This is a genomic window from Amycolatopsis sp. NPDC004625, assembly GCF_040609695.1.
In the GTDB taxonomy this organism is placed as follows: Bacteria; Actinomycetota; Actinomycetes; order Mycobacteriales; family Pseudonocardiaceae; genus Amycolatopsis.
Genome location: NZ_JBEXKX010000033.1, coordinates 105834 through 118860 on the forward strand (window position 1 = coordinate 105834; position 13027 = coordinate 118860).

The following is a 13027-nucleotide window of genomic DNA, read 5'->3' on the forward strand; positions in this document are numbered from 1 at the left end:
GGCGATAGATCGGCGTGACCGAACTCGCGTTCCCGCCCGCGCCACCCGGGCGGCCGGCGCCGCGCCTGCTTTCGCCCGCCCTCGTGGGGTGGATCGTCGTCGCCGTGCTCGGGCTCGGGGTCGCCGTGGCCCAGGTGGGGATCGTCTTCTTCGCCTATCGCGATTACCAGGTTCCGGGCGCGGCGATGAACCCGACGCTGAAACCCGGTGGCTCGGCCCTCGTGCGGGCCCGCGACGGCGAAGACGTCCACCGCGGCGACGTGGTCATGTTCGACCGCGGCGCCTTCGCCCACCCGGACAGTTCCGGGCGCAGCGTCTTCCGGGTCGTCGCGGTCGGCGGGGACGTCGTCGCCTGCTGCACCGGCGGGGCGCTGACGGTCGACGGCAAGGCGATCACCGAGACCTACCTCAGCCAGGACCAGTACGCGCACGACGCGGCCGCCACCACGCCGTACCTCGTGCGCCTGCACGAGGGCCAGGTGTTCCTGCTCGGGGACGAGCGCGGCCGGGCCCGGGATTCGCGCTTCCTCGGTGTCGTACCGGTTTCCGCGGTCACCGGGTTCGTGGTCGGCACCGGCCGGATCTCCCGTCCGGCGCCGCTGGCGCGCACGACCGCCTTCACCGACGCGGGCCTGCCGGGTGCGCCGTTCGAAGACACCCTGTACACCGCGCTGCGCTGGTGGCTGCTGGGCGGCGTGGTCCTGCTCTTCGCCGGAGTCACCGGGATGGTCGTGACGCTCGTCCGGCGCGCCGGAAGACGACGAAGAGCAGCCGCAGGCCCACCAGGGCGCTGATCACCAGCAGGTTGTAGCCGAACACCTGGTGCAGCGTCAGGTCCGCGGCGACGCGCGGCCCGCCCGAGCCGGTCAGCAGCAGCACCGCCATCAGGCCGGTCGCCGCGCCGGTGCAGGCCAGCAGGATCTCGTGGACCAGGCCGGTGACGACTTCGCGGTCGCGCTCGTCGGAGAACAGGCGGACGTTCACCGACAGCCTGCCCTCCTCCAAGGCCGCGCCGATCCGGTCGATGCGGCGGGGGATGCGGCGCAGCACGGGCAGCAGCGCCGTCAGCTCGCCGAGCGCCGTGCGGCCCAGCGGGCCCGGCCGCAGCCCGGCGCCGACCTGCTCGACGGCGAACGCGCGCGACTCCGCGACGATGTCGAAGCCGGGGTCCAGCGCGGCGAGGGTGCCCTCGACCGTCGCCAAGGTGCGGAACACGGCGGCCACCGGCGGCGGCACGCTCAGCCGGAAGTCCGCGACCACCCGGAACAGGCCGGTGAACAGGTCGAGGTCCGGGGTGCGGCCGGGGCCGAAGTGCCGGGCGACCAGGGCGCCGAGGGCACGTTCGAGGCGTTGTTCGTCGATTTCGCCGGTGCGGTCGACGATTTCGAGGAGCCCGTCGCGCAGGCCCGCCGGGTCGCCGCGGTCCAGGGCGAGCACCAGGTTCTGCAGGCCGCCGCGCAGCCCGGTGTCGAGCCGGCCGACCGAGCCGAAGTCGAGCAGGCCCAGCCGGCCGTCGGCCAGCAGCATCAGGTTGCCGGGGTGCGGATCGGCGTGGAAGACGCCGCCGATCATCACCTGGTCGAGCAGGCAGCGCAGGAGCGAGCGCGCCAGCCGCTTGCGCTCGGCCGCCGGGAGGGTGTCCTTGGCCGTCGCGAGCGGTTGGCCGTCCAGCCGGGACATCACCAGCACGCGGCCGGTGGAGAGTCCTTTGTGGACTTTCGGCAGCACGACGTCCGGGGTGCCCGCGGCGGCGATCGCGGCGAGGTTGCGGGCCTCGATCGTGAAGTCGAGCTCCTCGGCCAGTGCCGCGGCGAACCCGTCGGCCAGCTCGGCGACGCCGAGCGAGCGCGCCCAGCCGGCACGGTCCTCCAGCGCCGCGGCCACCCGCCGGAGGATGGCGATGTCGCGCTCCGCCTGCTCGCGCACACCCGGCCGCTGCACCTTGACGACGACGTCTTCGCCGCTGCGCAGCTTGGCCCGGTAGACCTGCGCGACCGACGCGGCGGCGAGGGGTTCGGGGTCGAACTCGGCGAAGACGTCGTCGGGGGAGCCGCCGAGTTCGTCGGCCAGGACGGCCCGCACGGCGTCCGCCCGGGCGGGTGCGACCTGGTCCTGCAGCCGGCCGAGCTCGTCGACGAACACCGGGGGCAGCAGGTCGGCGCGGGTGGAGAGCAGCTGGCCGAGCTTCACGAACGTCACGCCGCCCTCTTCCAGCGCCCGGCGCAGGGACCGCGCGAGCTTGGCGTGCCGGCCCGGCGCGAGGCCGGGTTCGCGCCGGCCGGTCAGGTGGCGGCCGAGGCCGTGCTTGACGGCGATCCGGCTGATTTGCGCGTACCGGCGGGTGCGGGAGAGCCGGCCGCGCACCCGGCCGAGCCCGACGCCGTGCGGCAGGGCCAGCTCGGCGACGAACAGGAAGACCAGCGTCGCGAGGAAAGCGCTGCCGGCCAACGGGATCAGCAGCCCGAGCGCCGCACCGCCGTGGTGCAGCAGGGAAACGGGGAACGCCTGCCCGATCCCGCCCGCGACGAGCCACCCGAACGCGGCGGCGCACAGGGCGCGGACGGCGCCGATCCGGACGCCGAGCACCCGCCGGGACGCGACCACCAGCGGCCACAGCAGGAGCACGTACAGGGGGAGGGTCAGCAGGCCCAGCAGGATGTCCATCGATGCCCTTTCGCCGGAACCGAGCAGACCACGGCGGCCGGCGCGGTGACCTCACGCGGCGGCGGGAGGCGGCTCCCTCCCGCGAGGGAACGACTTTCGGCCGTGGCCGCCGCGAAGGTGGCCTTCTAACCTGATCGCGCGAACCACGGTGAAGTGCTCCCTGAACCGGACGAAGGAGACACGATGAACGGACGCGTGATCGGCCGGGTCGTGGCCCTGGCCACGGCGGTCGCGGCCCCGCTGGGCCTCGGGCTGGTCTCGGCCCCGGCCGCCTCGGCGGCGGCTGTCACGACGCTGTACTACAGCTCTTCGGGCGCGCCGGACTACGTCACCCAGATCGACCAGGGCGCGGCCAACTGGAACGCGGCGGTCACCGACGTGAAGCTGGTCAAGCGGAACACGAGCGCAACGATCGTGTTCCACGAAATCACCAGCGGCGGCTCGTACACGAACACGAACGGCCACGGCCGCGGCCAGATCTACCTGGACAAGAGCCAGGTGGCCGAGGGCTTCGACCCGACCCGCATCGCGGCCCACGAGCTCGGGCACAACCTGGGCCTGCCGGACCACTACACCGGCCCCTGCACGGAACTGATGTCAGGCCACGGCCCGGGAACGGCGTGCAAGAACGCAAAGCCGTCATCAGCCGAGGCGGCGAAGGTCCAGTCGTTGTGGGTGAACGGATTGGTGGCCGGAGCGGAGAGCCGGGCGGTCGCTTACTGAGCTGTTTCGGGGTGGCCTCCGGTTCGGGGGCCACCCTTTTACGGCCCACGCTCAGCGTGACGCCGGGGCTGACCCACCTCCACCGCGAGAGGGAGGCGCGCCCAGGGCCCGGCCTGCGAGGATCGGCCCGTGCGCATCCTGACGAGCAAGGCGACCTACCGCCGCTGGGTCTACCTCGTTCTCGGCGGCGCCATCAGCGTGCCCTACATCCTGTTCGCCGCCGTCGCCGTGCCGTCGCTGCTGCCCTTTGTCACCACACTCGGCCGGGCGACCGTCGTCGGCGGCCTGCTCACCCTGGCCGTCCTGGCCGGGACCGCGTTCCTGCCCGCCGTCCACGTGCTGGAGTCGACCGCCGTCCGGGAGCTGCTGGACGACCCGGTGCCGGACGCGCCCGCGAAACCGCACACGCGGCCGGGTCGGCGGCGGGCCGCGGCGATGTTCGTGCTGCACGTCGTCGCCGGGTGTGGTGTTGCCTTCTTCAGCCTCGCCGCGCCCGTCGCGATCGGGCTTTCCGTCAGCGCCGTCTTCACCGGCCACCTCTTCCGGACCGGGGAGGGCGACCAGGTCGCCGTGCCGAGAGGCTGGCCGTCGGTGTGGCTTCCGCTGGTCTTCGTGGTCGGCCTGGTGCTGCTGATCTACGCCGTCCGGGTGGTCGGCGGGCTGCTGCGCCGGGCCGCGATCGCGCTGCTCGGGACGACCGCCGCCGAGCGGATCGCCCGGCTCGAACGGCGGACCGAGCAGCTCGCCGAACGCAACCGGCTGGCCAGGGAACTGCACGACTCGGTCGGGCACGCGCTGAGCGTCGTCACGATCCAGGCGGGAGCCGCCCGGCGGACGTTGCGCACCGACCCGGACTTCACCGAGCGTGCGCTGGCCGCCATCGAGGAGTCGGCGCGCACCGCGCTCGACGACCTCGACCACGTGCTCGGGCTGCTGCGGGAGGAGACGGCCGGCCGGGCGCCGCAGCCGGCGTTGACCGCGCTCCCTGCCCTGATCGAGTCGACGCGGCTCGCCGGCACGGACGTCACCGCCGAGATCCGCGGCGACCTCGCCGCCGTGCCGCCGGTGGTGTCCCGCGAGGTGTACCGGATCCTGCAGGAATGCCTGACCAACGCGGTGCGCCACGCCGGTAGGGTCCCGGTGGCGGTGGTCGTCGGCGTCGCCGCGCACGAGCTGACCGCGCGGGTCGGCAACCCGCTGGGAGCCGGCCCGGGCCCGGCGGGCGGCGGGCGCGGCGTGCGGGGGATGACCGAGCGGGTGGCGGTGCTCGGCGGCGAGCTGTCGGCCGGGCCGGTGGACGGGCGGTGGGAGGTCGTGGTGCGGGTGCCGTGGGGGAGCGGGCGATGAGCGTCCGCGTGCTGCTGGTGGACGACGAGCTCCTGATCCGCGCCGGGCTGCGGGCGATCGTCGACAGCGAGGACGGCCTTGCGGTGGTCGGCGAGGCCGCCGACGGCGCCGAGGTGCCCGGCCTGGTGGCCCGGCTGCGCCCGGACGTCGTGCTGATGGACGTGCGGATGCCGGCGGTGGACGGGATCCGGGCCACCACGCACCTCATGTCCACTGTGGATTCGCCGCCGAAGGTGATCGTGGTGACCACCTTCGAGAACGACGACTACGTCTACGACGCGCTGCTCGCGGGCGCCAGCGGCTTCCTGCTCAAGCGCGCCCGGCCGGAGGAGATCGTCGCGGCGATCCGGACGGTGGCGGCGGGGGAGTCCCTGCTGTTCCCGGCGGCGATCCGCCGCCTGGCCGCGCGGCACGTCCCGGCGTCGGCCGGGGACGGCCTGGCCACCGCCGGGCTGACCGAGCGCGAGCGGGAAGTGCTCCGCCTGATGGCCGGCGGTCTGTCCAATGTGGAAATTGCCGGCGAGCTGTACCTGGGCGTCCAGACGGTGAAGACGCACGTGGGCAACGTGCTGGCGAAACTCGGGGCGCGCGACCGGACCCAGGCGGTGGTCCGGGCCTACGATTCCGGCTTCGTGACGCCGTCCGGCTGATTCGGGCAGGATGGACCGCATGACTGCCGCATACGACGAATTCGCCGAGGCGTACACGGCCGAGAACGACGACAGCCTGATGAACGCCCACTACGAGCGGCCCGCGGCGCTGGCGCTGGCCGGGGAGGTGGCGGGACGGCGGGTCCTGGACGCCGGCTGCGGCTCGGGCCCGCTGTTCGCGGCCCTGCGGGCGCGGGGCGCGGCCGTGACCGGGATCGACCAGAGCGAAGGCATGCTGGCGCACGCCCGGCGGCGCCTCGGTGACGACGCGGACCTGCGGGTCGCCGACCTGGCCGGACCACTGCCGTTCGGCGACGCGGAGTTCGACGACGTCATGGCGTCCCTGGTGCTGCACTACCTGCGGGACTGGGCACCGACGCTGGCCGAGGTCCGGCGCGTGCTGAAGCCCGGCGGCCGGCTGATCGCGTCGGTGAACCACCCGATGATGGTCAACCTGACCCACCGCCACGAGGGACCGCGGCCCGACTACTTCGAGCAGTACACGTGGACGGACGAGTTCGAGCTGCACGGCCGCAAGGCCCACATGACGTTCTGGAACAAACCGCTGCACGCGATGACCGACGCGTTCACGGCGGCGGGGTTCCGGATCGCGGCCGTCAGCGAGCCGCATCCGGTGCCGGCCGCGCGGGAGCTGTTCCCCGGGGATTTCGAAATCCTGGACACGTTCCCGAGCTTCCTGTTCTTCGTCCTGGAAGCCGGGTAGGTCTCAGTCCAGGCAGAACTCGTTGCCCTCGACGTCCTGCATGTTCTGGCACGACTCGTTCTCGTCGTCGGCGAGCAACAGCTGCCCGCGGACAGCGCCGAGCGCCACCAAACGGGTGCACTCGGCCTCGAGCGCCGCCAGCCGCTCGTCGCCGACGAGGCCCGTGCCGATCCGGACGTCGAGGTGCACGCGGTTCTTCACGACCTTGCCTTCCGGCACGCGCTGGAAGTACAGCCGCGGGCCCACGCCGGCCGGGTCGGTGGCGACGACACCCGAACTGTGCAGCTCGTACCCCAGCACCTCGCACCAGAACCGGGCGACCCGCCCGGGATCCGCGCAGTCGAAGGTGACCTGGACCTGCCTGACCGACGTCATACCGCCCACCCTAGGGCGCACGGGCAAGCGGATTTCAGCCGAGCTCGTCGAGCCGGGCCTGGATCGCCGCCGCCATGGCCGCCGGGTCGCCGTCGGCCGGGTGCAGCACCAGGTCCGGGGCCGCCGGACGCTCGTAGGGTGCGTCGATGCCCGTGAACCCGGTGATCTCCCCGGCGCGCGCCTTCGCGTACATGCCCTTCGGGTCGCGCGCCTCGCACACCTCCAGGGGCGTGTCGACGAACACCTCCACGAACGGCAGCCCGTCGTGGACCGCCCGCGCCCGGGCCCGGTCGGCCTCGTACGGGCTGATCAGGGACGCGATCGCCACCACGCCCGCGTCCGCGAACAGCCGGGCCACCTCGGCCACCCGCCGGACGTTCTCCGCGCGGTCCTCGGGGCTGAACCCCAGCCCGGCGTTGAGCCCGTGCCGCAGGTTGTCGCCGTCGAGGAGGTACGCCGGGCGCCCGGCCGCGACCAGGCGGCGTTCCAGCTCGACCGCCACCGACGACTTGCCCGACGCCGACAGCCCGGTCAGCCACACCGTCGCGCCGCGGGTCGGGCGGTCCTCCCGCCGGACCGCCGCCGTGTGCCAGACCACCGGGGACACCGGAGCGCCGGTGATCATGCCCGCCGCGACCGTGTCGCCCGTGTGCTCGTCGACCAGCAGGAAGCCACCGGTGGCCCGGTTGCGGCGGTACGGGTCGAACAGCAGCGGCGAACGCGTGCGCAGCCGGATGCGGCCGATGTCGTTCAAGGACAGCGCTTCCGCCGTCTCGTCGCGGTGCAGGGTGGTGACGTCGAGGCGGTACTCCAGCCGCTCCACCGTGCCCCGCGTCTCGGTGGTCGTGTGCCGCACCGCGTAGGAAGCACCGGGAGTCAGCGCCGCCCGCTCGGAGAACCAGCAGACCAGGGCGTCGACCTCGCGGGCCGCCTCCGCGCGGTTGCCCGGGCGGCACAGCATGGCCCCGCGGCCCAGATCGAGGTCGTCGGCCAGCTCCACGGCCACCGCCTGGCCGGTGAACGCCTCCTCGAGGGACTTGCCGCCCGGGCCCCAGACCGCGCGCACCTTCGACGTGAACCCCGAGGGCAGCGCCACCACCTCGTCACCCGGCTTGAACACCCCGCCGGCGATGGTGCCCGCGTAGCCGCGGAAGTCGGACCGGCGGATGACGTACTGCACCGGGAACCGCGCGTCGATCAGGTTGCGGTCGGAAGCGACGTGCACCTCTTCGAGCTGGTGCAGCAGCGAAGTGCCCTCGTACCACGGCATGCTCGCGCTGCGGTTGACGACGTTGTCGCCGTGCAGCGCCGAAACCGGGACGAACGTCAGGTCGGCGACGTCGAGTTTCATCGCGAACCGGCGGAAGTCCTCGCGGATCTCGTCGAACCGTTCCTGCGACCACCCGACGAGGTCCATCTTGTTCACGCACACCACGAGGTGCCCGATCCCGAGCAGCGACGCGAGGAACGCGTGCCGCCGCGACTGCTCCAGCACGCCCTTGCGCGCGTCGACGAGGATCAGCGCCAGGTCGGCGGTGGACGCGCCGGTCACCATGTTCCGCGTGTACTGCAGGTGCCCCGGCGTGTCGGCGATGATGAACTTCCGCCGCGGGGTGGCGAAGTAGCGGTGGGCGACGTCGATGGTGATGCCCTGCTCGCGTTCGGCGCGCAGGCCGTCGGTGAGCAGCGCGAGGTCGGGGTAGTCCTCGCCGCGGTCCCGGCTGGCGCGTTCGACGGCGGCGAGCTGGTCGGTGAAGATCGCCTTCGAGTCGAACAGCAGCCGGCCGATCAACGTCGACTTGCCGTCGTCGACGCTCCCGGCGGTGGCGATCCGCAGCAGCTGCATCAGAAGTAGCCCTCTCGCTTCCGGTCTTCCATGCCGGCCTCGGAAATCCGGTCGTCGGCCCGGGTCGCGCCGCGCTCGGTGACGCGGGTGGCGGCCACCTCGGCGACCACTTCGGACGGTGTCGCCGCCGACGACTCGACGCAGCCGGTGCAGGTGGCGTCGCCGACGGTCCGGAAGCGCACGGTCGCCTCGTACGGCGTCTCGCCGTCCACAAGGGACAGGAACCGGGTGGCCGCGAGCAGCATGCCGTCGCGCTGGACCACCGGGCGTTGGTGCGCGTAGTACAGCGGCGGCAGGGCGATCCGCTCGTCCCGGATGTACTGCCAGATGTCCAGTTCGGTCCAGTTCGACAGCGGGAAGACGCGGATGTGCTCGCCACGCCGGTGCCGCCCGTTGTAGAGGTTCCACAGCTCCGGGCGCTGCGCCCGCGGGTCCCACTGGCCGTGCTCGTCGCGGAAGCTGAACACGCGCTCCTTCGCGCGCGCCTTCTCCTCGTCGCGGCGGGCGCCGCCGAACACGGCGTCGAAGCCGCCCTCGCGGATCGCCCGCAGCAGCGTCGCCGTCTGCAGCCGGTTGCGGCTCGCGCGCGGCCCGGTCTCCTCGACGACCCGGCCGGCGTCGATGTCGTCCTGCACGCTCGCGACTTCGAGGCGCAGCCCGAGGGCGGCGACGGTCTCGTCGCGGAACCGGATCACCTCGTCGAAGTTGTGCCCGGTGTCGACGTGCAGCACGGGGAACGGCAGGGGCGCAGGCCAGAACGCCTTCGCGGCGGCGTGCAGCATCACCACGGAGTCCTTGCCGCCGGAGAAGAGCAGGACCGGGCGTTCGAAGGTCGCCGCGACTTCGCGGAAGACGTGCACGGCCTCCGCTTCGAGCGCGGCCAGGTGCGAGAGCTCGTACGAGGTCACGGACACCGGAAAAAAGTAGAACATGTTCTTGTCTTTGGTCAAGCGGTGCGGGACGCTGTAGGGCATGGACCTGGGCGTGCTCGAAGAGATCAAGCGGCTGAAGTACCGGTACCTGCGCGGGGTGGACCTGAAGCTGTGGGACGAGGTGGCCGGCACCTTCACCGTCGACGCCACGGCCGACTACGGCACGCACGCCGTCGGCGGTGAGGGCAAGCGGTTCGAGGGCCGCGACGCCATCGTCGGGTTCCTCACCCAGAGCCTCGGCAACGGCATCATCACGGTGCACCACGCCGGTCAGCCCGAAATCGACGTCGACGGCGACACCGCGACCGGGCGGTGGTCGTTCACCGACAAGGTCATCGTGCCCGACCACAAGGTGATCATCGAAGGCGCCGCGTTCTACGAGGACACCTATCGCCGGGAGGCCGACGGCGCCTGGCGGATGACGCACATCGGGTACGTCCGGACCTACGAGTCGATGATGTCCTGGGACGGCATCCCGGGCTACCGGCTGCTCGCGAACCGCTGGGCCGTTCCGGCATGATCGAGAACGAGTTCTCGTTGACCCGGCCGTTCGCCGACGCCATCGCCGAGGCGGAGAAGCTGATCGCCGGAGCCCCGCCCGCGCAGACCGAGCAGGGCCTCCTGGAGGGGTACGACTACCTCGCCGGCAGCATCCGGGCGTCACTGCAGATGGCCTGGGCCTACCAGCGCGACTTCCCGTACTTCACCGCGTCCACCGGGCCGTACACGAAGATGGGCCTGGACAACCCGGACACGCTGTACTTCAACGCGAACATCCGCGACGACCGCGAGTACCTGGTCACCGGCGTCCGCGGCAGCACCGCCGACCTGAGCTTCCAGGTCCTCAACGGCGACTACTCGCCGGTCGAGGTGCCCGACAGCCTCACCGCGTTCGACGACCGCCAGCTGGAGATCGGCGCGGACGGCCGGTTCGAGCTGCGCTTCGGCCCGGCCCGCGAGAACCCGGGGCCGAACTACTTCACGCTCGGCGCGGGCTCGTCGATGCTCGTCGTCCGCGAGGTCTACAGCGACTGGGCCACCGAACGCCGGGGCGAGATCCGCATCCGGTGCGTCGACACGGCGGGCCAGGCGCCGCCGGTGCCGGACCGGAGCGCGCTGGCCAAGCGCTACGGCGTCACCGGCAAGATCCTGCTGAGCCGGCTCAAGACGTTCCTGGCCTTCCCGAAGTGGTTCTACGACAACCTGCCGGTGAACACGCTGACCGAGCCGCGCTCGACGCCGGGCGGGCTCACCACGCAGTTCTCCTCGGCCGGGCACTACGAACTCGGCCCCGAAGAGGCGATGATCGTCACCGTGCCCCGCTGCGCGGACGCGCCCTACCAGGGCATCCAGCTCGGCAGCCGCTGGTACGTCTCGCTCGACTACATCAACCACCAGACGAGCCTCACCGCCGACCAGGCGCATGTCGACCCCGACGGCAAGATCCGGTTCGTGATCGGCGAACGCGATCCCGGCCTGGCGAACTGGCTCGAACTCACCGGCCACGACCGCGGGTACGTCCAGATCCGCTGGCAGCGGCTCGCGCGCGACCTCGGCCCGGACGACGGCCCGGTCGTCGAGGTGGTCAAGACCGACGAACTGCCCGACCGGCTGCCCCACCACGCCGACGCGCGCGTGACGCCGGAGCAGTGGGCGGCGAGGATCGCGGCCCGGCAGGACGCCGTCGCCGCCCGGATGCTGGGGTGAGCGTGGACAACCTGCTGCAGGACAAGGTGGTCGTCGTCTCGGGGATCGGACCCGGGCTCGGCCGGTCGATCGCCGTGCGCAGCGCGCAGGCCGGCGCGGACGTCGTGCTCGCCGCGCGCACCGAGTCGCGGCTCACCGAGGTGGCGAAGGAGGTCACCGACCTCGGGCGCCGGGCCGTGGCGGTCCGCACCGACATCGACGACGCCGACTCCGCGGCGAACCTGGTGACCGAGGCGGTCAAGGCGTTCGGCCGGGTGGACGCGGTGGTGCACAACGCCTTCGCCGTCCCGCCGCTGACCGATCTGGCCACTGTGGACCTCGACGCGGTCCGCGCGGGCTTCGAGACGGCGGCGATTTCCGTGCTGCGGCTGACCCGGCTCTTCCTGCCCGCGCTCAAGGAGAGCAAGGGCTCGCTGGTGATGATCAATTCCGCCGTGCTGCGGCATTCGCGGCGGACGTTCGGGGCCTACAAGATGGCGAAGTCGGCGCTGCTGTCGCTGTCCCAGAGCCTCGCCAGCGAGTTCGGGCCGGACGGCGTGCGCGTCAACACCGTGGCCCCCGGGTACATCTGGGGCCCGAACCTCCAGTGGTACTTCGCCTACCTGGCCAAGGAACGCGGCATCACGCCCGAGGAGGTCTACGCCGAAACGGCGTCCACAACGGACCTGCGCAAGCTGCCCGAGCCCGACGAGATCGCCGACGCCGTGGTGTTCCTGGCCTCGCCGATGGCCCGCGCGATCACCGGGCAGTGCCTCGACGTCAACGGCGGCGAGTACCACCACTAGGAGGATCGATGCTCCCCGGCCGCGAAGACGTGGGCACCGTCGAGGACCTGCACGCCTCGGCGTCGAAGCTCACCGGGCTCGCCGACTTCGGTGCGGACGAGTACGTCGAAGGCCTGCGCGTGCTGCTGGAGTCGTACGAGGCGGACGCCGAGCTGACGCCGTACGGCAACAAGGTGCACCGGGCCTTCCTGCGCGGCGCTCTGGTGGCGCGGCTGCTGAGCGAAGCGTCGTGGAAGCAGAACCCGGCGTACGCGGAGGTCCGCGTCGAGCGGCCGATCTTCGTCACCGGCTTGCCGCGCACCGGCACGACGGCGCTGCACCGGCTGCTCGCCGAGGACCCCGCGCACCAGGGGCTCGAAGTGTGGCTCGCCGAGGTCCCGCAGCCGCGGCCGCCGCGGGCGTCGTGGGCGGACAACCCGATCTTCCAGGGGATCCAGGCCGGCTACGAACGCCACCACGTCGAGCACCCGGAGTTCATGGGGGTGCACCACATGTCCGCCGACCAGGTGGAGGAGTGCTGGCAGCTGCTGCGCCAGTCGATGCGCTCGGTGTCCTTCGAGTGCCTCGCGCACCTGCCGCGGTACTCGCGCTGGCTGGCCAAACAGGACTGGACGGACGCCTACGCCCGGCACAAGCGCAACCTGCAGCTGATCGGGCTGCCCGACGCGGGCCGGCGCTGGGTCCTCAAGAACCCCAGCCACCTCTTCGCCCTGGACGCCCTGATGGCGAACTACCCGGACGCGCTGGTGATCCAGACGCACCGGTCGCCGCGCACGATCATGGCGTCGATGTGCAGCCTGGCCGAGAAGGCCGCGGACGGCTGGTCGGACAGGTTCCGCGGCGAGGTGATCGGCCGCGGGCAGCTCGACCTGTGGGCGCGCGGAGCCGACGAGTTCGGGTGGGCCCGCGCGCGGCACGACCCGGCTCAGTTCTTCGACGTGCGGTACGAGGACTTCGTCGCGGACCCGATCGGCACGGTGTCCACTGTGTACGACCACTTCGGACTGGAGTTCACCCCGCAGGCGCGGGCGGCCATGACGTCGGTGCACGAGGCGAGCCGGACCGGCGACCGGAAACCGGTGCACCGCTACAGCCTGGCGGACTTCGGGTTGACGCCCGAGGAAGTCGACGAGCGGTTCGCAAGCTACCTGTCGGCCCACGGGTCGTGGGGGGGGTTGGGGGGTTGTTGCCCCCCGACACACAACCCCCCCCCCCGGGGGGGGGGGGGGGTGTGGGGGGGCCCCCCCCGCCACCGCCGGGGGGGGCCCCCCCAG

13 protein-coding genes are annotated in these 13027 nt (G+C 72.4%); 9 read left to right on the plus strand and 4 right to left on the minus strand.

What is annotated here, in order from left to right; translation table 11 throughout:
* The first annotated feature begins 14 nt into the window (after positions 1–14).
* Positions 15–794, plus strand: a complete 780-nt coding sequence (gene lepB, locus ABZW17_RS31800) for a signal peptidase I (RefSeq protein ID WP_354822474.1) — start codon at positions 15–17, stop codon at positions 792–794.
* Here lepB and ABZW17_RS31805 read toward each other — a convergent pair.
* Complete coding sequence (locus tag ABZW17_RS31805) at positions 718–2664, minus strand: AarF/UbiB family protein (RefSeq protein WP_354822476.1); 1947 nt, start codon at positions 2662–2664, stop codon at positions 718–720. The genes lepB and ABZW17_RS31805 overlap by 77 nt on opposite strands.
* Before the next feature lie 183 nt (positions 2665–2847).
* Between ABZW17_RS31805 and ABZW17_RS31810 the strand changes: the two genes are divergently transcribed.
* The 4 genes from ABZW17_RS31810 to ABZW17_RS31825 all read left to right on the plus strand — a co-directional run bounded on the left by ABZW17_RS31810 (position 2848) and on the right by ABZW17_RS31825 (position 6108).
* Entirely contained in the window at positions 2848–3387 is a 540-nt protein-coding gene (locus ABZW17_RS31810) for a snapalysin family zinc-dependent metalloprotease (protein WP_354822478.1), read from the plus strand.
* Between the two features lie 129 nt (positions 3388–3516).
* Positions 3517–4734 carry a histidine kinase gene (locus ABZW17_RS31815; RefSeq protein WP_354822480.1) on the plus strand — a complete coding sequence of 406 codons (1218 nt, stop codon included), beginning with the start codon at positions 3517–3519 and terminating at the stop codon, positions 4732–4734.
* On the plus strand, positions 4731–5384 hold the full coding sequence (locus tag ABZW17_RS31820; RefSeq protein WP_354822482.1) for a response regulator transcription factor: 654 nt from the start codon (positions 4731–4733) through the stop codon (positions 5382–5384). Before ABZW17_RS31815 ends, ABZW17_RS31820 begins: the two co-directional genes overlap by 4 nt.
* Before the next feature lie 19 nt (positions 5385–5403).
* Positions 5404–6108: a methyltransferase domain-containing protein gene (locus ABZW17_RS31825; RefSeq protein WP_354822484.1), complete on the plus strand. Its 705-nt coding sequence runs from the start codon at positions 5404–5406 to the stop codon at positions 6106–6108.
* 3 nt (positions 6109–6111) lie between these two features.
* Here ABZW17_RS31825 and ABZW17_RS31830 read toward each other — a convergent pair whose 3' ends face one another.
* From ABZW17_RS31830 to cysD, 3 genes are read right to left on the minus strand one after another with little or no spacing between them, the layout of a single operon-like run.
* On the minus strand, positions 6112–6483 hold the full coding sequence (locus tag ABZW17_RS31830) for a VOC family protein (protein ID WP_354822486.1): 372 nt from the start codon (positions 6481–6483) through the stop codon (positions 6112–6114).
* A gap of 34 nt (positions 6484–6517) precedes the next feature.
* Positions 6518–8329, minus strand: coding sequence for an adenylyl-sulfate kinase (gene cysC / locus ABZW17_RS31835; protein WP_354822488.1), 1812 nt, complete (start codon positions 8327–8329; stop codon positions 6518–6520).
* Positions 8329–9261 (minus strand): sulfate adenylyltransferase subunit CysD, encoded by a 933-nt coding sequence (gene cysD, locus ABZW17_RS31840; protein WP_354822490.1) that lies wholly within the window; start codon positions 9259–9261, stop codon positions 8329–8331. Before cysD ends, cysC begins: the two co-directional genes overlap by 1 nt.
* 40 nt (positions 9262–9301) lie before the next feature.
* Between cysD and ABZW17_RS31845 the strand changes: the two genes are divergently transcribed.
* The 4 genes from ABZW17_RS31845 to ABZW17_RS31860 all read left to right on the plus strand — a co-directional run.
* The gene (locus ABZW17_RS31845; RefSeq protein ID WP_354822492.1) at positions 9302–9781 is read left to right on the plus strand and encodes a nuclear transport factor 2 family protein; all 480 of its coding nucleotides are present in this window, start codon (positions 9302–9304) and stop codon (positions 9779–9781) included.
* Positions 9778–10968, plus strand: coding sequence for a hypothetical protein (locus tag ABZW17_RS31850; protein WP_354822494.1), 1191 nt, complete (start codon positions 9778–9780; stop codon positions 10966–10968). The genes ABZW17_RS31845 and ABZW17_RS31850 overlap by 4 nt, the downstream gene beginning before the upstream one ends.
* The gene (locus ABZW17_RS31855; RefSeq protein WP_354822496.1) at positions 10965–11753 is read left to right on the plus strand and encodes an SDR family oxidoreductase; all 789 of its coding nucleotides are present in this window, start codon (positions 10965–10967) and stop codon (positions 11751–11753) included. The genes ABZW17_RS31850 and ABZW17_RS31855 overlap by 4 nt, the downstream gene beginning before the upstream one ends.
* Positions 11754–11761: 8 nt before the next feature.
* Positions 11762–13027: sulfotransferase (locus ABZW17_RS31860; protein WP_354822498.1), on the plus strand; the 1266-nt coding region annotated here is incomplete at its 3' end.

Coding starts and splice junctions, on each gene's coding strand:
- ABZW17_RS31825 (WP_354822484.1), top strand. CDS start 5,404: ATGACTGCCGCATACGACGAATTCGCCGAGGCGTACACGGCCGAGAAC.
- ABZW17_RS31830 (WP_354822486.1), bottom strand. CDS start 6,483: ATGACGTCGGTCAGGCAGGTCCAGGTCACCTTCGACTGCGCGGATCCC.
- cysD (WP_354822490.1), bottom strand. CDS start 9,261: ATGTTCTACTTTTTTCCGGTGTCCGTGACCTCGTACGAGCTCTCGCAC.
- cysC (WP_354822488.1), bottom strand. CDS start 8,329: ATGCAGCTGCTGCGGATCGCCACCGCCGGGAGCGTCGACGACGGCAAG.
- ABZW17_RS31820 (WP_354822482.1), top strand. CDS start 4,731: ATGAGCGTCCGCGTGCTGCTGGTGGACGACGAGCTCCTGATCCGCGCC.
- ABZW17_RS31810 (WP_354822478.1), top strand. CDS start 2,848: ATGAACGGACGCGTGATCGGCCGGGTCGTGGCCCTGGCCACGGCGGTC.
- ABZW17_RS31805 (WP_354822476.1), bottom strand. CDS start 2,664: ATGGACATCCTGCTGGGCCTGCTGACCCTCCCCCTGTACGTGCTCCTG.
- ABZW17_RS31845 (WP_354822492.1), top strand. CDS start 9,302: ATGGACCTGGGCGTGCTCGAAGAGATCAAGCGGCTGAAGTACCGGTAC.
- ABZW17_RS31850 (WP_354822494.1), top strand. CDS start 9,778: ATGATCGAGAACGAGTTCTCGTTGACCCGGCCGTTCGCCGACGCCATC.